We start from the raw sequence: 20,849 nt of genomic DNA, 5'->3' as shown, positions 1-20,849 counted from the left end.
ACGTGAAATCCGATTAGTGGACGCAAAAAATCCCAGCCACACGGGTATGCGAAAGCATGCACCCGTCGTAGCTGGGAAGTTACGGCTCCCCCTAGAGACCCTTGAGCCCATTCCCAAGGATATACGAACGATAATAGCGTTTGTGGCTGTATGTTTTTGACTTGTTTATCATAATACGAACATTAAATGATGTCAATGGTTTAATGTTCGTGTATTTGCGTTATACAGGAATCGTAATCGTGAAGCGGGTTTCCGCATCTATACTGCTGACCTGGATCGTTCCGCCGTACTTCTCAACGAGTTTTTTCACGATGCTGAGGCCTAGTCCGGCGTGGCTTCCATCGCCTTGTTTGGTGGAGTAACCGGGTTTGAACAAATGGGGGAGATTGTCTTCCAGAATCGGATCACCGTTGTTCGCTATTTCAAAAACAAGTATATTTTTGTCCACGCGTCCAAGCAGCTTAACCTCTTTGTCCCCTTTGCTGGAAGCAGCTACGGCATCAAATGCGTTATCGATCAGATTGCTGAGCATGCGCACCAAATCGGTCGCTTTGATGGCACCCAGGCTCAGGCGGCTCAAGTTCGCGACTTGATGCTGGAAGTTGATTTTGCGCTCGATTGACTGAATCACCTTCGCTTGGACGATCGCGCTGATGGACGGCACGTTGATTTGAATGACGTCATTAAGCGCAGCGGTTTCACCGACCAGCTCTTTCGTATAACGGTCAAGCTCCTCATATTCTTTCAGATGAACGAGAGCGTGAATAGCAGCGACATGGTTGTTAAAATCGTGGCGCTGTTCCTTCATCGAGCGGAAGAGGGAGCTGATATGGTCAACATATACTTCCTGAACGCTTTCCGCGGTAGCCTCGCGATACCAATTGCTTAAGCGGACGACGATAACGACCAACAGAATGGCAATGATGGCCGTTGTGCCGATCAGAATCAGGAGGTTCGCCTGCTGCTGGTCGATCGACTGTTTGATGCGCTCGTAATCAGCAGTCAAACTGATCACAACGGGCACATCCAATTGCAGCGGAACAAACATTTTTAAATACGATTTGCCATCGATGGTCATGAAAAATTGTTTGCGTTCATGCGTATCTACGACAGCTTGGACGTAAGCTTGGTCACGTTCGTCTTTCAGCTGATAAGAACCGAATAAAATATCCCGATCGGAGAACCAGACATAGCCTTGACTCGAGATCTGCTCCTGCTGCTTCAAAAAAATCGGCAAGTTATAAACTGTAATCTCCTTCGCCCCATGATCGGTATAACCATGGATCATTTCATTGATCACGGCGTCGACGCCTGTCTCCTGCTGGTATTTGCGAAAAAAGGTGTCGTGCACAAACGGATCAATAATGTAATTGGTTGCACCGTCATAGAAGTAGCCCCACTTGTCCACAAACTGCGGGTTGGAGGAGGAGGTGTTCATCGGACCAGACCAGTAATACGGCAGGGCTTGTCCACTCTGGACATGCGTTGCCCGCTGGTCGAACAGCTGATTGAAAGCTTGAAACCAATCGCGGCTCCAATGCTTCGTGCTTATGTTGATTTCGTTCGGATCGGTGGATTTGTAGCCGATGATGTCATCGCCGCTGCGTTTCATCAGCGTTATATGATCGACCAGCAGATCATCGCGGATCGCGGCCAGCTCTGGATCGGTCACCTGTTCGATATCCGGATTTAGCCGATATTTGGCGGCGACCGAGGCGGTTCGCAGGTTTTGGCCGATCAGGTTCTCGACGTATTTTTCGCCCGTCTTGGAATGTTTAATGGAAATGGCTACATTGTCAGCGATCAGCTGCAGCTTGGTTTCGAGCTCGGTTGTCAGCATCCGTTTCGTATAATAGTAAAAAACGCTGTCCGTCAGCAGGATGATGATGAGTGCAATCATTAAAATAAATAGCGAGGGCCGCAGGTGGATTTTTGGTATCGGTATGTTTCGTTTGTTCAAGTCGTTCATGCTGTTCATGGAGGCCTCCCAATATATTACATTATCACCATCTATCATAATACATGTGGGGGCTGTTGTGACAAGCAAAAAAAGGCTGACCCAGGGCATCAGCTTTTTTCGTATTGGCTATGTAAGGTTTGCTCCAGCTTCTTCCGCAGCAGCATGCGCAGCCCTAGCATGAGCAGCGGCAAGCTGAAAGCGATGGGCAGGGCAATACGCGGCCAGTCGTGCTCCAAGTAGATAATCGCGTGAAAATGATCTTGGACCACCCACGTGCCAAATGCGCCGAGAACGAGGCAGACGGGCACAATCATGCGCTTATGGCTCTGTAGGCCAAAAATTTTGGAAACGCCGACCGACGTGCCGTAGATGCAGAACATCACTTCAAATAAGACGGAGAAGGAGTACAGCGCGATCATAATCATTTCATAGCGCTGCAGGAAGTTGCCGATGTGCGCGTTCCGCGCCAGTTTCATGCAGGAGATCGTATACTGGCTTGTCACCTCTGCCGACAGGACTCCCCCCTCCAGGATCGCCCAGATGGCAATAACCATGCCGCTGGCGAGCATGCTGGCGACACTGAGTTTACTGCCGTGTGCTGCTGCGCCGTTCACGAACGGCATGATCAGTGCGACAAGCATAATGGCCAGCGCCCAATCGGCATCAAAGTGCAGGCTGGCGGCAGCCGTCTGGGGAAAGCCATGCTCCAGAAGCGGCAGCAAGTTGCGGATGTCGAACTCTTTCAGCGAACCGATGATGATCAGCGTGTTGAGCAAAAAAATAAAAAGCGACCCGATCAGCGCAATGCGCGCCATCACTTCCAAGCCGTAGAAGCAGCCGATCGAGCCTACGATCAGCGCTGAAGTCGTAAACAGCCAATACGGTGCTTCCGGGAGAAAGTAGTCTTTTAAATGATAGACGAAGGTAATCATCACAGGGCCGAAGGCAGCCAAATAGAAGACAGAGATCAGCAGGGCGATGAGTTTGCCAAACCATTTGCCTAGCAGGAGATCGCCCAGTTCGATGTAGTTAAGATGCGGCGTCTTGCATATCGCCAAATAAGCGATGTACATCATAGCCGCGCCCTGCAGCGTGCCGAGGAGCGTAGCCATCCACATATCCTGACCGATAGAGCGGGCCAGTATGCCTTGCGTGACGCCGATCGCCTTGGCGAAGATGAGATTGACTACCATGGCGATGAACATGCCGTTCGTAATTTGTATCTTCCTCATTTGACCTCCTGCTTCGCCGTTTTCAGCACCGTTGACTTAATGGTGGCCTCGACCTCAATGCTTGTCTCCGCTTTGGCGAAGATGTCATTCCAATCCGTTCCGAGTGTCTGCCATTCCATCGGAAACTTATTGCGAAACACGTCGCTAAGCTTCAGGAAGTCGGAATGGTACTGCTTAGCTTTGGCCACGGCCTGCTCGATATCCGACGTAAGTTTGTCACGGAGCGTACGCTCCGTTGCTTCACGAATATCCCTCATTGACGCTTCGCAATTGTTCTCGACCACATCAGCGTGGGTTATCATCCGGATGTCAAAACGAGGAGTTTGGTTCGCATAAGAGGGAGTCACCTTGAGGCGAATGTCCTTTAATTCCAAGGTCACTCTTTGATCTTTGCTTCCAGGACAGGCGACGACCTCAATACCGCTTTTCTGCTTTTGTAAAAAGTACATCGTACCCTTGGTCTCGATCGTCGACAGCCAGCCAATCATCTTGTCATCATCATAGAATACCGCAGCGCCTGCTAGTTCAACCTGCTTAATCGAGCCGTGCTCTTCCGGCTTCTTATTGGAGATACCTCTTTTCACAAGCTGCACCTTCGCCAGCACCGGCTCCACGGAGCGGCTTAAATACGCCTCCTCCAAACTGCGCATATCGCTGGCTGGCGCTATGCCGACGATTTGAATGTTGCGGAACAGTCGGTCGACCGCTTGGCCCGGCACGACTTCAAGGCCGGTGATCGTGGAGATCACCTCATCCGGCGGGTCTGGGCTGACCGCGACCCAAGTATTCATACGAAGCTCATGGTTACGTGTGAAAAAATCAATCATATCGGCAATGCCTCTGCGAGCATAGCTTTCATGCATCACGATCAAAAAATTGTGCGCCCAGTATACCCGCCGTGAGGTAAAATGTCCGAGGTTGCGGATGGCATCGAAGATGCTGTCGCCTTCTGCACTGATCGAATAAATCGGCTGCCCTGTACCGCCAGCAGGCGCGCCCGTTTGCCCCCTGGCATCCGCCGGCCGAATGATTTGCACGGAAAGCTTAACGGAGCCTGGCGTTTTGCCAACGTCTAAGCCGACCGCCGTGACGATGGCCAATTCGTTAATTTGCCGCAAGCCGTAACAAGAGGTGGTGAGCAGCAGAAGAAGGAAGGTCATGAACAAACAGAGCCATCGCTTCATGGTTGTGGTTCCTTCGGCACCTGCGGCTTTTGATGTTCGCTCATGCGCTTCGTATCTTGGGCAAAAGCCGGCCGTTCATCGAGCATCCACATCGGCAACCGGAGCATCATATCCCGCTGCGCCTCCTGCTGAAACGGACTGACCGGCGCCAGGTAAGGTTCACCGAAGGAGCGGATTGACAGGGCATGCAGCAGCAGGATGAAGAACATGCCGGAGAATCCGAGTAAGCCGAACGAACCGGAGGCAATCAACAGCGGGAAACGGAAAATGCGCAGCGCCAGCGAAGAGGAGTAGCTCGGGATGGCAAAGGATGAAATGCCGGTAATCGCGACGACGATGACCATGAACGGCGATACCAGCCCGGCCTGCACGGCCGCTTGCCCGATAATGAGCGAACCGACGATGCTCACGGCTTGTCCGATCGGCTTCGGCATGCGCAGGCCTGCTTCGCGCATCAGCTCAAAAGCCAGTTCCATCAGAACGGCCTCGAGCAGCACGGGGAACGGCACGACCTCGCGGCCGGAAGCAATCGTCAGTGCCAGGGAGGTCGGAATCATCTCATGGTGGAACGAGACAAGCATGACATAGATCGATGGCAGCGTCAGGCTAATCAAGAAGGCGACGTATCGTACCATGCGAAAAAACGTGCCGACCCAATACCGGTTGTAGTAATCATCCGGAGCCTGAATAAACTGCCAGAAGTAAGTAGGCGCAATGAGAACGACCGGTGTATTATCGGTGAAAATAGCGATCCTGCCCTCCAGCAGGGCTGAGGCTACTTTATCCGGACGCTCCGTGCTCTGGAGCGTATTAAATGGCGAGAACGGGGCATCTTCGATCATTTCCTCAATGTACCCGCTCTCCAGAATGGCATCAATCTTAATGCGGGATAGCCGCTGTTTGACTTCATCGACGAGTCCGATTTTTACCAGGTCCTGAATATAGGCGATGTTGACATCGGTTTTCGACCTTGTGCCGATCACCATGCCTTCCACCCGCAGCATCGGATCTTTAATTCTGCGGCGGACGAGCGCTGTGTTCGTGCGGATGCTTTCCGTGAAGCCATCGCGCGGACCGCGAGTATTGTTCTCCGACGCCGGCTCTTCCACACTGCGGTCTTTCCAGCCTTTGGAGCTGATCAGCAGCGTCTGCTCCACGCCCTCGATCAGCACCAGCGTATCGCCGGAGAGGATCCCTTCAATGCCGGCGGCAAGCGTATTGCAGGCACGGACCGCGGCATTGAACATAAGGCTGCTGAGGATTTCCTCAGCAGTAGCCAACAAGGCTGGTTCGTCTACCAGTTCAGTGCCCGAGACGACCAGGGCCTTTAACGCTGCGTCGATGACCGCCGAATCGACGAGGCCGTCGATGGAATAGCAGCAGCCAGGGTAATCGGGATTGCCGCAAAACATGAAATCGCGCCGCTGCACATCGACACTATCGCCGAGAACTTCCTCGATCAAAGCGGTTTTGTCCGACAGTGTCAGCCTGAAGATTTCTTGCCTTATTTCCTGCATGGATGTCACCCCCAATCATTAGCTTATGGGAATAAGCTGCCCGTCGCTGGCTACACTAACTAGAAATTTCCAATCAGCGAAAGGAGCGGCCGAAATGGACTTCTATCATTCTGTCATTTACATGTATGTCTTTAACACGGAGTGGTTCATGTGGATCGTTGTCAGTGTTGTGTTGGCTGTCAATATACTTGTGCCGGTCTTCATTTGGTACTATTTTAAAGGGAGGTCCATCATTCAAAGGTACAAGTCGATGAAGCAGCAGGGTAAGCGTTAATCATTATATTTTGCCAAAAATTTCTGGAAATATTACGGGCGGGAAAACCCTTGGAGTGGTTATATTTATAGGTGAATATCTATTAAATGGACCAATGATTTGAAAATGTTGGTTTCTTTGCTTTTCTTTTTATCATTACTTAATATAAAATTGGTTGAATCATCCATTGAATTTATTAATGCCATCATTTATTTTAGTAAGGCTATTTTACTTCTTAGGAGTTGTCTATCGGATTATGAAAAAGAAAGAGCTCGCGCATATTCGCAAACAGTTTAAGCTTGATCACGACATGCTGGAAATTTTCGACATTCTTAACGTCTATATCATGAAAGAAACCAATGAGCTGTATCATTACGAGCGTCAGCCTTTCGCCCTCGTGGAGAGGGAGAAGCAGGAACTGTATATGGTCAATTTCAGAAAACTGCTGACCGGTGAATTGGGTCAAAAAATGTTTGAACTTAAGTTTCAGGAGGAAGCCGAGGAGCCTACACGGGTGCTTCTTCATCAAGGTCTGGTGACCGGTAATCCAGAGGAATGGCAGGATCTGATGCTCCTATTGGTGGAGAAGATGCTGGCGGATACCAAATATGAACGGGATACGGTCGTCACTTTCGTCCGTGGGCAATATTTCAAGCCGACCAAGGTAAGAAACGAAGAAGCCGAGGAAAGCGAAAAGGACGAAATGTTCTCGAATCCGTTCATTCTGTGCAGCGTAAATTCCACGGAACATCAGAAGAAAACCCTCATGTTCGATTATGTCGAGCGGGAATTCAAGTATAATGTCTTCGTAGATCCAGTCATCAAATTGAACACGCCGGAGCAAGGTTTTTTCTACCCGAGCGTGACGGACAACTATTCAGATGTGAATCGCATTTTATATTGCGCAGGGAAAGCGAATGATCCCAATTTGCATTTTATCGATCAAGTTTTGAATGCCGAGAAGACGGTGACGGCGATAGAAGAGAGAGCCATATTTGAGGATATCGTCAAGGAAGTGGCGGGGGATCAGCTTGACGCTGCAACGATCGCTCATGTGTACGAGGAAATCCATCGGGTCATCGAAAGTAATGAGGAAGAAGAACCGCCAAAGCTGGATTATAAAGATGTGGAACGCATGCTTACGGTTAGCGGCGTGGAGAATGTGACACCGGAAAAAGTGGAACAAGCGTTCTATAACGTCGTCGATGATAAAAGCTATGAAATCAAGGCGAGCAGCGTTATTCCGAAGTTCACTTCGAAATCGATCAAAATCGAAACGAAGATCGCCACGATTTCGGTCAGCCCGCAAGATTTAAAGTACGTGAGACAGGTGAATTACCAAGGGAAACGATGTATCTTAATCGAGGTTGACGAAGATGCCGTGATCGAAGGATTCACGCTCAATACGGAGACGTTGTTTTAGGTGAAGCGGCCCTGGTGGCCCTGGACTGGAAAAACTCTAAAGATCAACACCATAGCCGAAGGTAACGATCATTCCCGCAATATGTTAATTGAGCATAACCTCAGATTGGTGGCGCATATTGTCAAGAGGTTGTGGACACGAAGCTATGTAGTTATGTTGGACGAGCAAGCCTGGAATGTGCAATAGCCGCGGTGAATAGTAAAAGGTATCTTGAAATGAGTATACTTTGTTTAAATGCCTCCTTATGTAGAGATCGTTACAAAGGCATGATTTGTTAGGCAAGTATCAGTTATTTATCCTGACATGAAATAAAAATACTGAAAAGACCGTTTAAAGCATCTCACAGGCTAAAACGGTCTTTTTGTAATCTTTGATTTCAAGTCACAAGACTTTTGCAGCAGTCTCATGAAGGCAAGCTTTTTTTGTCAAAGTGTATGGTGAACAAGTCTATCCAATCGTTTGCCGGTAGGGAAGTGACCGTCATCGGCGCTGGCGTCAGTAATTCACCGCTGATCCGCATGCTGTGCTCGGCCGGAGCGCACGTAATGCTTTTTCTCCATTACAGAAGACCGCTTACAGCCTTGTTGCTAACGATTCCTTTTACACTTGGATTCACGCGTGGATCTTTGATTATTTCTAATCCATTCGCCTTATTGTCAATAAAAAAGACACTGGAGTTGAATTTATGACTATCAGTAAAAAGGGGACAAGAAAGATTACTGTCGGGCAAGAATCGTACAGATGGGTAATCACGCCTTCAGCAAAGGGTATTCTAACCTTAACCGTTCAGCATAATGAAGTTAACGGCCAATTACTCAGGGTTAATATAGAATCAGATATTAATGAGTTCTGGGTGGGGTTTCCGTATGTTGAGAAACTCAATAACAAAGTTGTAATGCCTGCTGAAGTGGCCTTAATAATTCCTGAAGCAATTAATCAGGGATGGAAACCTAGGGAAAAAGGTGCCTTATTAAGCTTCAAACTGTCTGGAAGAAAGCTCGAATCGTTAAACTAAATGGATAGGTTTATGCAGGTACTCAAACAAAAGAGCCCCAGAGAACAGTGTCTCTGAGGCGAATCTTTTTACTCTACATCATAATTAGTATCTAAAGAAATACCTATCCTATAGAACTTTCGCCAAAAAATCTTTCGTACGGGTGTTAGACGGGTTTCCAAACACTTGCTCAGGAGTCCCTTCCTCCACGATCACACCTTTATCCATGAACACAATTCTGTCGCCTACTTCACGGGCAAATCCCATCTCATGGGTCACGATAATCATCGTCATGCCACCTTTAGCCAACTTCTTCATAACATCCAGCACCTCTCCTACCATTTCCGGATCAAGTGCCGAGGTCGGCTCGTCAAATAGCATCACATGCGGCTGCATCGCCAAGGCGCGTGCTATGGCAATCCGCTGCTTTTGTCCGCCGGAGAGTTGGGAGGGGTAGCAATCCTTCTTATCTGCCAGTCCAACAGTGTGCAGCAGCTTCAACGCAGTTTTCTCCGCTTCAACGGTTGACAGGCCTTTCACCTTGGTAGGTGCCAGGGTCAGATTTTGCATAATGGTCTTATGCGGAAACAAGTTGAAATGCTGGAACACCATGCCCATTTTCTCCCGGGTGGCGTTAATGTTGTGCCCACAGGCGGTAATGGACTCGTTTTCAAACAGGATTTCCCCGCCGCTGGGCTGCTCCAGAAGGTTGATGCAGCGCAGAAAGGTGCTTTTCCCCGAGCCACTCGGCCCGATGACAACGACGACCTCACCGCCTTCGATGCTGATATCTATTCCTTTGAGAATTTCTGCTTCTCCATATGATTTGCGTAAATCTTTAACGGTGATCACTAGCACCCATCCTCCGTTCCCATGCGCCAAGCAGCTTGGACAGCGTGAAAGTCAATACAAAATAAATTGCGGCTGAAATAATGAGCGGGCTAAGTCCCTTGTACGTGATATTCTTCACGACTCCAGCCTGGTACATAATATCTGCCATTCCGATCACGGATATAATGGAGGATTCTTTGATAATCGTAATGAACTCATTTCCGATCGCGGGAAGGACTGACTTAAACGCCTGCGGCAAAATAACATGACGCATCGCCAGCCACCTGTTCATTCCAAGCGAACGGGCTGCTTCCATCTGCCCGCGATCCACGCCTTGAATACCCGCACGGAAAATTTCCGCCAAATAAGCCGAACTGTTCAGGGACAGCGTGATAATACCTGACTGCAACGGGGTAAAGTTGATCCCCAGAGTGAGCGCTAGCCCATAGTGGATAATCAAAAGCTGCGCCAACATAGGTGTACCGCGCAAAATCTCAACATACGTTGTACTCAGCAAGGTTATCGCCCGGATACCTGACATTCGCAGCAGACTGATGATCAAGCCAATAATGAAGCCAAACAGGACGCCGAGCGCAGACAACAGCAGTGTATAACCGAGGCCAAGCGCATAATAGCTGCGGTATTCCCAAAATATTGTAAATATATTTCCAGGTGATTGCGGCTTATCTACAGACAGCATACTGGCTTGTTTAACCATCTCTGTAATACGGTTCTCGCTCTTCAGACGGGCGACTGTCGAATTGACTTTTGTCAGCAGCTCTGTGTTGCCTTTGCGGATGCCGATAGCCGCTTGAACAGGTGCATCGTCCGGAACAGCTTCCGCAAGTGTAAGCGCACTGTTCTGCAGGTAACCGACGGCAACGGTGTCTTCCAGAATGACGGCATTTATTCGTTTCGTCTGCAGCTGCAGAACAAGGTCCGGTATGCGGTCCAGAGATGTAATAACAGCCTCCGGAATGGACCGCGCAATCTCCTCTTGAACGGAGCCTTTTTGTGCGCCGATCTTTTCCCCCTTCATGCTGTCCATACTCTTATAGCGTTCTTTGTCTTCTGTACGAACCATTAATACCTGCTTGGATTGGTAATAGTTGTCGGAGAAGTCGATACTTTTCCTGCGTTCATCAGTTGGTGTCATGCCTGATATTACCAGATCAACCCGGCCGCTTTGCAAAGCGGGCAGCAAGGCGTCAAAGCTCATATCCTCAATAATAAGCTTTGCTCCCATGTCCTTGGCGATTTCACCAGCAATATCAATATCAAAGCCCACTATCTGATCTTTTCCATTTATCGTTTTATGAAATTCATAGGGCGCAAAGTCGGCGCTGGTACCCAGCACAAGGGTGTTCTCCGACTGGCTGCCTGCCCCATTCGCGGTCTGAACGGGAAAGCCAGTCAGCAGCACCAGCATCAACAATAAAAGCGCCGTATAACGGTAATGCTTTTTCACTTTACTTCTCTCCTAACTTGTAGTATAAACATGAACATCGTGTAATTATAAAGAAGTATGAATGATTATGCAACTGCCTGCTCGACTCGATGCGGGATCATACACAGAGATTTCCATACCGTGCTTAGGGTATGGAATAAGGATACGAAGGCAGCCGGCCAAACTGATGAGTTACGATTCCCATGATTTCTGGCAAGATTGCTCAAAGAATAAAGGGAGTATTTTTAATATCTAACACCTGTTAGGGGGGTGCTCTATGGGAAAGCAAATTAGATTTTTTATGTCACAAGCAGATGAATCAGTATTTTGTGAAGCTGTATGCACAATTGAGGGGCGGTTTTTCATTCAGAATTTCATTGAAATTCGGCGAGTTCACTTGTAGAGAACTTCCATAGAAAAGTTTATATTAAATTCCTGGATCATAATTCAGCAAAGGGAACTCAGGGCAAACAGACGTGTAAAAACTAGCCTAATTGAATTTGTCAGGTGTATTAGTGTTGCAGATTCTTTAAGTTACGGATTTGAGAAAAAGCCTGATTTTCCTAACGAGCAAATGGGTAAAAAGGATTGAACAAACGGATTCGATAGTAAAGGAATTTGCTGGAGATTTTTTACACCAGGAATTATGATACGGAGAATAGAAAATTAGAAACAAGCTTAGAAGCTATTCTAAGCTTGTTTCTAAATAGCGTTATTGAACAGTAGTTTTTTTTACGCTTTTTGACCATAAAAAACCGATAAACGCACCAACTAGAGCAGGTAAAATCCAGCCAAGCCCAATATCGTAAAATGGTAAATAATCCATGTAGAACAGTTTAATGGATTCGAACAAAGACAGAGACGCGCTTGGTAAACTATCGACTAACGCACTGTAGCCGTCGAAGAAGCTCACACAAAAAGTTAAGAACATTGTGGTAACGAAAACACTCTGCTTATGGCGGAATAAAGATGAGAAAAGGGTCAATATAATTAGAACAATGGCTAAAGGATACAGTAGCATTAAAACGGGTACCGCATATCGAACGATATTGTTTAGACCAAAGTTGGCAATGAAAAATGATATAAGACATAGTATTAGAACGAACAATTTATAGCTTATTTTTGGAAATAGATCAATAAAAAACTTGCTGCAAGAAGTAATAAGTCCGATGCTCGTTTTTAAACAAGCTAATACGATAATGATTGCTAATAAAATGGATCCGAATGACCCGAAATAATGCTGTGCCACTGCAGCAAAGATTAAACCGCCATTATCGTATGTCTCAATGGCCGACACGCTCGATGCCCCAATATAGGTAATGAGTCCGTAAATCAGCATCATTAGTAACATGGCGATTATGCCTGACTTCCAAGTGGTTTTCGCTATCTCTTTTGGATTGGTGATGCCTTGTCCTTTAATCGCTTGGATGACAACAATTCCGAATGCAAGTGACGCAAGGGCATCCATCGTGTTATACCCTTCTTTAAAGCCTGTTATAAAGGATAAGCCACTATAGTCACCAGTTGGCTTACCGAAGTGACCCATCGGTTTGATGATGGCGATGACAATTAAAATGAATAAAAACACTAAAAACGCAGGGGTTAAATATTTACCGATATAGTCTAGAACTTTTGCTGGATTCAAGGAGAAATAATAGACAATCGCAAAAAATACAAAGCTAAAGAACCCGAGATATAAACTGCCATGTACTGGATTGATATACGGTTCAAAACCGACCACAAAAGGTACTGTTGCTGTCCGTGGAATTGCAAAAAATGGTCCAATGGTTAAGTAAAGTGCCACTGCGAAGACGACTCCAAATAGTGGATGAACTCGACCTGCTAAATGACGTAATCCATTACTCCCGGATAAACCGAATGCTAAAATCCCCATAAATGGAAGTCCGATTGCAGTTATAAGGAAGCCAATTAATGCCGGCCAAAAATTCGTGCCAGCGAGTTGCCCCATTTGGATCGGAAAAATTAAATTTCCCGCACCAAAGAACATTCCGAATAGCATCGTACCAATGATGGCATAGGTAGAAAATGATATTTTTTGTTGCATACTTGTGCTCCTTCTAGATGTAGTTCATTTATTTTAACACACATTAGAAGTACAGCAACAAGAATACGTACTATGCATTAGAACAAGAGAGTGATTAGGCTGTTAGGAATTTTTAAAATAGAGAAACATTTCCTGAATGTCCGAAGGCGAATCAGCAGTTCTTTCAGATCCCCGTAATTCGGGGATTTTTTAATTCAAAGCCCCTATGTTTGTGTCGCGAGCCAACGACACAAACATAGGGGCATAATCGTTATGCGACACAAACATAGGGGCATAATCGTTATGCGACACAAACATATGCGCATAATCGCGGTGAAAGTATAGGTTGGATTAGTATTTCGAGTAACTGATAAACTGAAATTACCTTCGCCACTGCGAAGGTGACAGACCCATATACTTTTTGAATACAGTGGCAAAATGCTGACTAGTCTTATAACCTAGATCCATTGCTACTGTTGTGACACTAATCTCTTTCTGAATAAGTATCTGACAGGCAAGTTCAATTCGTACCCGATCCATATAATTTGCAGGTGACTGTCCATGCATAAGATGGAACAGTCGATAGAAATGGGATTCACTTACACCGACCTGATCAGCCAGGTCTTTATTAGTCCATCTCTTTTCTGGCGTTGCTTGAATGGTTTCGGTCAATGTAATCATGGCCTTTTGGAGATCATACGAGATTTGACGATTAGAGGAAGGGCTCAACATTTGCAAAATAATTTCGAGTACATAGTGACGAACTCGGCAGGAGGCGAGTGGCTCGTAATGTTCAATGATGTCTCTTAGCTTGGTGAAAGGTTCACGAACACGGCTATCCACAGATATGATCCTCGGTAGCTGCTGTAGTTGGTTATGAATCTCCACACGCTCTTTTGCAGGGCTCAATGAAATTAAGACGCGCACGATGCCATTCTCCAGGTCGGGTGTGGAAGATCTGTCCGGTGTGGGTAGTAAATAATTGACCGTCTACCTCCCATGTGACTTTTCCGCTGTCCACGAATACATACTCATACGAACGTTTATGCTGGTGAATGTTGAGAGGAGCGGCTTCTTGAAAGTGATCAAAGCCCAGCATTATTAACTCAGGTAAATGGGATAGCTGATCTGACTCTAGAAACTCATACACCCAACGTGCTGTTTCCGTTTTTATTTTCACCATAGGTCAAGGTCCTTCGCGTTTCTAATAATTTCATATGTTTCTAATCCTATTTGATAGGTTTTGGAAAGTCAATGCTCATCTTGTGGTCTACAATAAAAGTAGTAAGCCACTTTGACTTAGAAAAATGAGGTGTCCATCATGGGAGTTATTTCTTATAACATCACGGCAGCTGATAAAGAGAGATTTGATCAAGACGGTTATTGGATCAGCCCGAAATTACTGGATGACGAGACGATCGAGCAACTTCGCAGAGCGCATGAGCGGATCTGGAAGAAAGATTATGATGGAGCTGGGATGCCACTGCATGACTTCAAACTTTCGGAGAATCCACATGCACTTCGTAAATTCGATAACGGTTGGTGGATTAACGATGAAGTTCGGAGTGTCGTCACTGATCCGAATTTAGGAGAAATGGCAGCGAAGCTGCTGAACGAGGACGAGATTCGTCTATGGCATGATCAAGTGATCTACAAGCCGGGTACTTCAGGGCAAGAAACAACAGCTGGAAATGTAGGTTGGCATCAAGATTACGGCTATTGGCGATCAAGCAGCACAACCAATATGGTGACTGTTTGGATTGCTTTGCAAGACACAGATCTGAATAATGGCGGCATGATGACGATCTTGGGTTCACATAAGTGGGGCTCAGTCGAGGGCAGTGATACATTCTTCGAACAGGACATGGCGAAGCTGAAGCAGCGTTTTGCAACGCGTGACTGGATAGAGGAGCCTTGTATACTAAAAGCTGGACAAGCGAGCTTCCACCATGCATTAACATTCCATGGATCGTCAACGAATTTCACAGATCAGCCTCGGTTATCGGTTGTTGCTCATCTAATGCCTGGAGATACATTTTACAAAGAGGGCAGAGCACGGCATGATAATGTTCGATTGCTTGGGCCACGTCCGCAATTTGGACAGAAGTTCGATAATGAGTTTTTCCCATTACTTTATTCCAAATAGGCAATAGACAGTGAGAGTGTGGAGCTTCTAAATGATTTTCAAAATAACCAAAATTCAGGGACACAAGAAATGTTGCTGAGTTTCTAAATTTGAAGGAACTTAAGATTTTGAAGGATAAGGAAAAGCTTTTTTTAGCGATAGAGTTGCGTTGTGGCAAGAAAGTGATGGAGTAAATCATTGAAACGTAGGGCTGTCCACTGCCATGGAAAAGGCGGAGGGATGGCCTTTCCTTTTGCCTTTCACAGAAAAATTCCTGACATCCGCCCCAAAGTCAGTACTTTAACAAAGATTTACAGTACTAAATTCAATATTCTTACACTGGATAAACCAATACGATAAAGGTATACAAACTTAAAGGAGGTCATAGTAAATGAGAGATTCCAATTGAGCAATGGCATGGCGCATGATTTTATCAACGATCTTACTTTCAGTCGGCTGCGGAAGCAGAATCCAGACCTCAAGATCGCCGTTTGGCCTGATCGACAATGCGTATAAATACAAGCTCGAAGTCCGTAATACGGGCAGCAGCAACTGTAATTCTCTGAAACCGGCATGAGGATAGCAAGGGGATGTCTTCCAATTTCAGAGGGGACATTTCTAAATTACAAGCTGGCATGGGTATGTTACTGCTGTAAGCTTGAATAAAAGAACAGAGGTGCTGTGCTAAATGCTCAACAATGCATGCAAGAAACTCTTGTTAATGATAACCGCATCGGCAGTCATCATGACCTCTTTCATCAGTCAGGTTGGCATCCCAAAAGCGCACGCTTCGGAAGAAGGCTTAGCTTTAACGCCTCCAATGGGATACAGCACGTGGAATGCGGTGCGAAGAAATGTGAGTGACGCATTGATTCGAAAAACGGTAGACAGTATGGTCAGCAACGGCTTGGTCGATTTAGGGTACAAATATATTAATATTGATGATGGTTGGTGGGATACGGAAGGAGCGGGCGGCAGCTCGAATGGCCGAGATAAAGACGGGAACATCCTTTACAATAAAAACAAGTTTCCAAATGGAATGAAATCGCTAACAGATTATGTGCACAGCAAAGGAATGAAGATTGGAATTTACACCGACATTGGCCAAACCGGGTGTTCGTATTTCGGCAGCTACGGCTACTATCAAAAAGATGTGGATCAGTTTGCCGAATGGGGATTTGATTTCATTAAGTTAGATGCATGTGGCGGCGATGCGATGGGTCTTGACTTCAAGAAACAATACGCGGAATTCAGTCAAGCTATTCAAAATGCAAATCCGAAGCGTCCGATGGTGCTTAACATCTGTGAATGGGGTAAGCAGCAGCCGTGGAGGTGGGCGCCGGGAATAGGCCAAATGTGGAGAGTCGGCTTCGATATCGATAACCAAGGCTCATTCTGGAATGGTGTTCTCTATGAAATCGATAGAGCGGCTGGGCATGCTGACATCGCCGGACCAGGGGGCTGGAACGATCCGGACAGTCTGGAAGTAGGCGTAATCGCGGATAAACCGGGTCAGCTAAGCCTGAACCGCGACGAGGCCATTTCTAACTTCAGTATGTGGGCGATATTATCGGCTCCGCTTATGCTTGGGCTTGATGTAAATACAATGGACAATCCGACGACGTTTAGCGGACAATTTGCCGATATCGTTACGAACGCGGAAGTCATTGCCGTGGATCAGGATGCTGCTGGAATTCAAGGGACCAAAGTGAAAGAATCCACGCCTGGTTTACAAGTCTATGCCAAGCCGCTTATAAGCCGGACCAGCGGCAGTCGCGCCGTTGTCCTCTTGAACCGTACGGATGCGCCAACTACCATGACGGTGACGTCTGATCAAATTGGTTTATTGAACCAGTTTAGTGTGCGAGATTTGTGGCAGAAGAATGAGATGGGGATGTATACAGGCAGCTATTCTGCCTCCGTGCCAGCGCATGGCAGTGTAATGTTGAAAATTAGCGGAACGAATGATCCGTCTTGGACACCACCAAGTCCAGTCGTTGATCCGACCCAAATTCCCCAGACGCAGATGACGGCATCGGCAACAAGTGAGGAATTGATAAATGAAAGTAACGGAGCATCGAACGTACTCGATGGAGAACAGGATACCTTTTGGCATACAAAATGGGATAAGTCTAATCCGCTGCCGCAATCGATCACATTGAATCTTGGCGGCACGTACGACGTGAATAAAATCAAGGTTCTCCCTAGGCAGAGTGGAAGCAATGGTATGATCACAGCCTACAATGTCTATGCGAGTACGGATGGCATTCAGTACACCAAAGTCACAAGTGGAACATGGGCTAAAGACGCCACGGAGAAAACAGCGGAGTTCCCGGTGACGAAAGCGTCCTTTATTAAACTGGAAGCAACTGCCGGGTATAATGGTTGGGCATCTGCAGCAGAAATTAATGTCTTTCGAGCCACGGTGCCGGCAACCGGCGTGCAGCTGGATAAACCGCAAGTTTTGCTGAAAGAAGGGCAAACGGTTGAGCTGGTTGCAACTGTGCTTCCCGAGAACGCAACGAATAAGAATGTCACTTGGGCGAGCAGTGACAATACCGTTGCTAAAGTAGAGGTTAGGGACGGCAAAACGGTAGTAACCGCATTGAAAGCGGGAATGGCCGACATTACAGTCACGACAGCTAGCGGCAATTTTACTGCGGTAAGTCATATTACAGTACAAAAAGGAGACAGCACGCAGAAGGCTGTAACGACGCTAACCGCACCCGGCACCGTTCAGACAGGCGGGGAATTCACTGTACAGCTGGGATTGAGCAGCGTCACACAAAGCGTATACGCGCAAGATATAAAGATGGACTACGATTCGAATGTATTTGAATTCGTCTCGGCTCGTGTCGTGAAAGACGGAGTTCAACTCGTAGAGACAAAGAATACGCTGGGCAAACTTCGGTTTATTATTGCAAGCGTAGGCACAGCTGTGACAGGTGATGCAGGAATCTTGGAACTGAAGTTCAAAGCCAAGACTTTGCCACAGCTGGCGACGGGAACGATTGCTGTAACCGACGTAACGTTGGGCGATGCGCTGGGAGCGGAAACGAAGGCGCAGGCTTCTACGGTCAACGTGAGTATAACAACACCACCTCCGGGAATCCCAGGCGACGTCAACCATGACAATAAAGTAAGCATCGGCGATCTTGCCATTATTGCAGCGGATTATGGCAAAACAACTTCCAGCCCGGATTGGGAGCAAGTCAAGCAAGCAGACGTAACTGGCGATGGCAAAATCGATATTGATGATCTTGCGTTGGTAGCAAGGAAAATTATAGAGTAAATCATTCAAGAATGAATGGCGATGTTAGGTGCATGGAGCGATGATTGTTGCATAGTGCACCTAGCTTTGCTTTTAGAAGCAAAATTCAATCCTTTGTTACATGAAGACTGCGACATGGACGATTTATTCAATAAGAAAAAGCATTTTATCCGGGGACCCTTTATATATCTACTTATAACTTGTTGGCTTTGTTGAATGCTTGGGTAAGTGTTGTCGGTTTTGCTTTTCTCATTTTCCTGCATTTCTTGCCTGCTCGGCTTTGGATTAGGAAAGAGAAGAGGAACCCTTCAATATAAAAATGAAATATGAAGGAGTGATTGGCGGATGACGCAGCAGGAAGAGATTATCAGAACCGTTAATGAATTGTTTGTTTTCACGGATGAGCGGAACTGGGAAGGGGTCCGGCGTTGCTTGGCGCCAGAGGTTTTGCTCGATATGAGTTCCATGGGAGCTGGAGAGCCGTCGGTTCTATGCGGCAAACAAATAGCAGCGGGCTGGGAGGAAGGCTTGAGGAAACTTCAAGCGATTCATCATCAGGTCGGCAACTATTTAGTGGACATCTTGGGGAACGAAGCGGACGTATTTTGCTATGGGACTGCCAGTCATTATTATCCGAACCCTACAGGCCAAAATGTGAGGACATTTGTGGGGTCTTATAACATTCACTTGATGAAATCGGATGCCGGCTGGAGCATCGATAAGTTTCGCTTCAATCTTAAGTATATAGACGGCAATAAGGACTTATAATTTCAATAAAACGAAAGAGTTCCGCTAGAGGCAGGAGCTCTTTCGTTTTACCACAGCTTAAAGTTTTAGTTCATTAGCGATAAAAAGATGAGTAGCCAATGTGCGCATGAAAGCACATTATTGGTTGTCCAAAGAAAATAAAGTTTTAGACTAGAAAATTAAGTTGTAGACTAAGAAAATATAGTATTAGACTGACGGTGGCATTAAACTACCATGAAAATTAAAGATTGGGCATTCTCAGAAAAAGGGCAGCATGAAAGAAGACGCTGCTCTTTCATTTTTTAAAGTGTAGCGGCGCCTATGAAATGGGGGGATCAGGAGACTTCCGAAATCGAAACGTTATAACCTAAGCTCTCAAGCCTTCGAACTGAATTCCGTACAATTGCTCCGAGTTTCTGTTTGTCAAAGTAATCTTCACCTAGATCAACATACATTTCTTTTCTTGTCAATAAATAATAAGCGATTCTTAGCATGGCATGGGCCACAACAATAGCAGCTCTTTTTCTGCCTTTTCGTGCTAAAGTTCGCCTATACATTGCACCAAGATAGTTTTTGGATGCACCTACCGAATGCGCTGCTTCTGTTAAAGCAGATTTTAAATATTTGTTTCCTTTTTTGCCTTTGGAAGACTTTCGTTTGCCGGCGCTCTCATTATGTCCAGGCACTAATGCAGCCCAAGAACATAAGTGAGCCGCACTAGGAAACTGTTTCTCTATGTTTGTTCCGAGTTCAGCTAGAATCTGTTCCGCCATCCGAGGGGCAATTCCAGGTATGGAGTCCAAGCGTTCTACGTCTTCTTGATACGAACTAACCCTGTTTGCAATTTCTTGATCTAACATTTCAATTTGTTCGGACAGAAAGTCAATATGAGTTAGAATTGTCTTGATCATTAAACGCTGATGGGGGTTTACGTAACCTCGAAGAGCTAGCTCAAGTTCTGCTTTCTTCTTTTTCAGTGTTCGTTGAGCGAAGTTTGCCAATTTCTCAGGATCATCTTCACCTTCTGCAATAGCGCGAAGCATATCCTTAGAGGAAACGCCCATAATATCGGAAACAACAGAGCCGAGTTTAATGTTTGCTCCTTCTAGAACCTTTTGTATTCGATTGTGCTGTCTGGCCCGTTCTTCAATAATGCTTCGGCGATAACGGACTAACTCTCGAAGTTCTCGTTGATCGCGGTTTGGAACGAAGCTAGCTTTTAGAAGTCCATGGCGTAGAAGTTGGGCGATCCATTCAGCATCTTTGACATCTGTTTTACGTCCTGGTAGTGCCTTCATATGTTGGGCATTTACGACTAAAAACTCGATATCCTCAGCTTCTAGCAGGTTAACAATTGGCTTCCAAAAGACTCCTGTGCTTTCCATAGCAACATGAGTACATCCATGTTTTTTAATCCAGTCGATTAATTGCAACAAAAAGACTGTTTTAGTAGAAAACGTACAAATCTCCTTTCCTTCTGGTGTCATTACACATGCTGTAATGGAGTCTTTATGAACATCCAAACCACATGCGCGTTCAATGAGAATTTCCATTGAAAGCATCCTTCCTACGGCACTAAAATTGGAGCTGGTGCAACAACCAAAATAGGATTAATCTACCATGAGTGCTTCCCAAGAGGGAGCGACATTCTGTGATGCACCGTGGTCGTCGGAGTCAGACTAACGGATGGGCTCTACCGCACCATAGTTCATCGACCTTCTTCTCCCAGCCGTAGTAGCAGTATTGACGGCTTTTTGATTTCATTTTCATCCTCTGTGATGCAGCGCTGTTTCGCGCGCTGCATGATTGGCTAACGGGCAG

17 protein-coding genes, 1 pseudogene and 1 riboswitch are annotated in these 20,849 nt (G+C 46.4%); of the genes and pseudogenes, 8 read left to right on the top strand and 10 right to left on the bottom strand.

Features of this window, described 5'->3' with window-relative positions; all coding sequences use genetic code 11:
• Positions 1–48 precede the first annotated feature (48 nt).
• A riboswitch (purine riboswitch) is annotated at positions 49–147 on the bottom strand.
• Positions 148–220: 73 nt separating this feature from the next.
• The 4 genes from O9139_RS18125 to O9139_RS18110 all read right to left on the bottom strand — a co-directional run bounded on the left by O9139_RS18125 (position 221) and on the right by O9139_RS18110 (position 5,893).
• The gene (locus O9139_RS18125) at positions 221–1,978 is read right to left on the bottom strand and encodes a sensor histidine kinase (protein WP_270880878.1); all 1,758 of its coding nucleotides are present in this window, start codon (positions 1,976–1,978) and stop codon (positions 221–223) included.
• Positions 1,979–2,067: 89 nt separating this feature from the next.
• Positions 2,068–3,192, bottom strand: coding sequence for a GerAB/ArcD/ProY family transporter (locus O9139_RS18120; protein ID WP_270880877.1), 1,125 nt, complete (start codon positions 3,190–3,192; stop codon positions 2,068–2,070).
• On the bottom strand, positions 3,189–4,376 hold the full coding sequence (locus O9139_RS18115) for a Ger(x)C family spore germination protein (protein ID WP_270880876.1): 1,188 nt from the start codon (positions 4,374–4,376) through the stop codon (positions 3,189–3,191). The genes O9139_RS18120 and O9139_RS18115 overlap by 4 nt, the downstream gene beginning before the upstream one ends.
• Positions 4,373–5,893 carry a spore germination protein gene (locus O9139_RS18110; protein WP_270880875.1) on the bottom strand — a complete coding sequence of 507 codons (1,521 nt, stop codon included), beginning with the start codon at positions 5,891–5,893 and terminating at the stop codon, positions 4,373–4,375. Before O9139_RS18110 ends, O9139_RS18115 begins: the two co-directional genes overlap by 4 nt.
• A gap of 94 nt (positions 5,894–5,987) precedes the next feature.
• On the opposite strand from O9139_RS18110, the gene O9139_RS18105 reads away from it, so the two are divergent.
• The 5 genes and pseudogenes from O9139_RS18105 to O9139_RS18085 all read left to right on the top strand — a co-directional run bounded on the left by O9139_RS18105 (position 5,988) and on the right by O9139_RS18085 (position 8,584).
• Positions 5,988–6,167, top strand: a complete 180-nt coding sequence (locus O9139_RS18105; protein ID WP_270880874.1) for a hypothetical protein — start codon at positions 5,988–5,990, stop codon at positions 6,165–6,167.
• Between the two features lie 235 nt (positions 6,168–6,402).
• A complete protein-coding gene (locus tag O9139_RS18100; RefSeq protein ID WP_270880873.1) occupies positions 6,403–7,569 on the top strand; it encodes a DUF4317 domain-containing protein in 1,167 nt (388 codons plus the stop codon).
• A 42-nt stretch (positions 7,570–7,611) separates the two neighbouring features.
• Positions 7,612–7,698: pseudogene (locus tag O9139_RS18095) on the top strand (RNA polymerase subunit sigma-70); the annotation flags it as partial.
• A 293-nt stretch (positions 7,699–7,991) separates the two neighbouring features.
• Positions 7,992–8,258 carry a hypothetical protein gene (locus O9139_RS18090; RefSeq protein ID WP_270880872.1) on the top strand — a complete coding sequence of 89 codons (267 nt, stop codon included), beginning with the start codon at positions 7,992–7,994 and terminating at the stop codon, positions 8,256–8,258.
• Entirely contained in the window at positions 8,255–8,584 is a 330-nt protein-coding gene (locus O9139_RS18085) for a hypothetical protein (RefSeq protein WP_270880871.1), read from the top strand. The genes O9139_RS18090 and O9139_RS18085 overlap by 4 nt, the downstream gene beginning before the upstream one ends.
• Positions 8,585–8,692: 108 nt before the next feature.
• Here O9139_RS18085 and O9139_RS18080 read toward each other — a convergent pair whose 3' ends face one another.
• From O9139_RS18080 to O9139_RS33365, 5 genes are all read right to left on the bottom strand, one after another.
• A complete protein-coding gene (locus O9139_RS18080; RefSeq protein ID WP_270880870.1) occupies positions 8,693–9,415 on the bottom strand; it encodes an amino acid ABC transporter ATP-binding protein in 723 nt (240 codons plus the stop codon).
• Positions 9,402–10,862 carry an ABC transporter substrate-binding protein/permease gene (locus O9139_RS18075; RefSeq protein WP_270880869.1) on the bottom strand — a complete coding sequence of 487 codons (1,461 nt, stop codon included), beginning with the start codon at positions 10,860–10,862 and terminating at the stop codon, positions 9,402–9,404. Before O9139_RS18075 ends, O9139_RS18080 begins: the two co-directional genes overlap by 14 nt.
• A gap of 691 nt (positions 10,863–11,553) precedes the next feature.
• A complete protein-coding gene (gene brnQ / locus O9139_RS18070; protein ID WP_270880868.1) occupies positions 11,554–12,906 on the bottom strand; it encodes a branched-chain amino acid transport system II carrier protein in 1,353 nt (450 codons plus the stop codon).
• 360 nt (positions 12,907–13,266) lie between these two features.
• Positions 13,267–13,812: a helix-turn-helix transcriptional regulator gene (locus tag O9139_RS18065; protein ID WP_270880867.1), complete on the bottom strand. Its 546-nt coding sequence runs from the start codon at positions 13,810–13,812 to the stop codon at positions 13,267–13,269.
• A complete protein-coding gene (locus O9139_RS33365) occupies positions 13,760–13,984 on the bottom strand; it encodes a cupin domain-containing protein (RefSeq protein WP_377523625.1) in 225 nt (74 codons plus the stop codon). The genes O9139_RS18065 and O9139_RS33365 overlap by 53 nt, the downstream gene beginning before the upstream one ends.
• A gap of 222 nt (positions 13,985–14,206) precedes the next feature.
• Here O9139_RS33365 and O9139_RS18060 point away from each other — a divergent pair, with 222 nt between their 5' ends.
• From O9139_RS18060 to O9139_RS18050, 3 genes are all read left to right on the top strand, one after another.
• Positions 14,207–15,031, top strand: coding sequence for a phytanoyl-CoA dioxygenase family protein (locus tag O9139_RS18060; protein ID WP_270880866.1), 825 nt, complete (start codon positions 14,207–14,209; stop codon positions 15,029–15,031).
• Between the two features lie 667 nt (positions 15,032–15,698).
• A complete protein-coding gene (locus O9139_RS18055) occupies positions 15,699–18,302 on the top strand; it encodes a discoidin domain-containing protein (RefSeq protein ID WP_270880865.1) in 2,604 nt (867 codons plus the stop codon).
• Between the two features lie 324 nt (positions 18,303–18,626).
• On the top strand, positions 18,627–19,049 hold the full coding sequence (locus O9139_RS18050) for a nuclear transport factor 2 family protein (RefSeq protein ID WP_270880864.1): 423 nt from the start codon (positions 18,627–18,629) through the stop codon (positions 19,047–19,049).
• A gap of 314 nt (positions 19,050–19,363) precedes the next feature.
• Here the strand turns inward: O9139_RS18050 and O9139_RS18045 are convergent, their stop codons facing one another.
• Entirely contained in the window at positions 19,364–20,581 is a 1,218-nt protein-coding gene (locus O9139_RS18045; RefSeq protein WP_270880676.1) for an IS110 family RNA-guided transposase, read from the bottom strand.
• Positions 20,582–20,849: the final 268 nt, after the last annotated feature.

Source organism: Paenibacillus aestuarii (assembly GCF_027789125.1).
Classification (GTDB): Bacteria; Bacillota; Bacilli; order Paenibacillales; family NBRC-103111; genus Paenibacillus_E; species Paenibacillus_E aestuarii.
Note: the sequence above shows the minus strand (reverse complement) of the source record. Positions and strands in the feature narration are given on the sequence as shown.

Bases quoted from the DNA above. Each gene is read 5' to 3' on its own strand.
- O9139_RS18125 (WP_270880878.1), bottom strand. From the start codon at position 1,978: ATGAACAGCATGAACGACTTGAACAAACGAAACATACCGATACCAAAA.
- O9139_RS18120 (WP_270880877.1), bottom strand. From the start codon at position 3,192: ATGAGGAAGATACAAATTACGAACGGCATGTTCATCGCCATGGTAGTC.
- O9139_RS18115 (WP_270880876.1), bottom strand. From the start codon at position 4,376: ATGAAGCGATGGCTCTGTTTGTTCATGACCTTCCTTCTTCTGCTGCTC.
- O9139_RS18110 (WP_270880875.1), bottom strand. From the start codon at position 5,893: ATGCAGGAAATAAGGCAAGAAATCTTCAGGCTGACACTGTCGGACAAA.
- O9139_RS18105 (WP_270880874.1), top strand. From the start codon at position 5,988: ATGGACTTCTATCATTCTGTCATTTACATGTATGTCTTTAACACGGAG.
- O9139_RS18100 (WP_270880873.1), top strand. From the start codon at position 6,403: ATGAAAAAGAAAGAGCTCGCGCATATTCGCAAACAGTTTAAGCTTGAT.
- O9139_RS18085 (WP_270880871.1), top strand. From the start codon at position 8,255: ATGACTATCAGTAAAAAGGGGACAAGAAAGATTACTGTCGGGCAAGAA.
- brnQ (WP_270880868.1), bottom strand. From the start codon at position 12,906: ATGCAACAAAAAATATCATTTTCTACCTATGCCATCATTGGTACGATG.
- O9139_RS33365 (WP_377523625.1), bottom strand. From the start codon at position 13,984: ATGCTGGGCTTTGATCACTTTCAAGAAGCCGCTCCTCTCAACATTCAC.
- O9139_RS18060 (WP_270880866.1), top strand. From the start codon at position 14,207: ATGGGAGTTATTTCTTATAACATCACGGCAGCTGATAAAGAGAGATTT.
- O9139_RS18055 (WP_270880865.1), top strand. From the start codon at position 15,699: ATGCTCAACAATGCATGCAAGAAACTCTTGTTAATGATAACCGCATCG.
- O9139_RS18050 (WP_270880864.1), top strand. From the start codon at position 18,627: ATGACGCAGCAGGAAGAGATTATCAGAACCGTTAATGAATTGTTTGTT.
- O9139_RS18045 (WP_270880676.1), bottom strand. From the start codon at position 20,581: ATGGAAATTCTCATTGAACGCGCATGTGGTTTGGATGTTCATAAAGAC.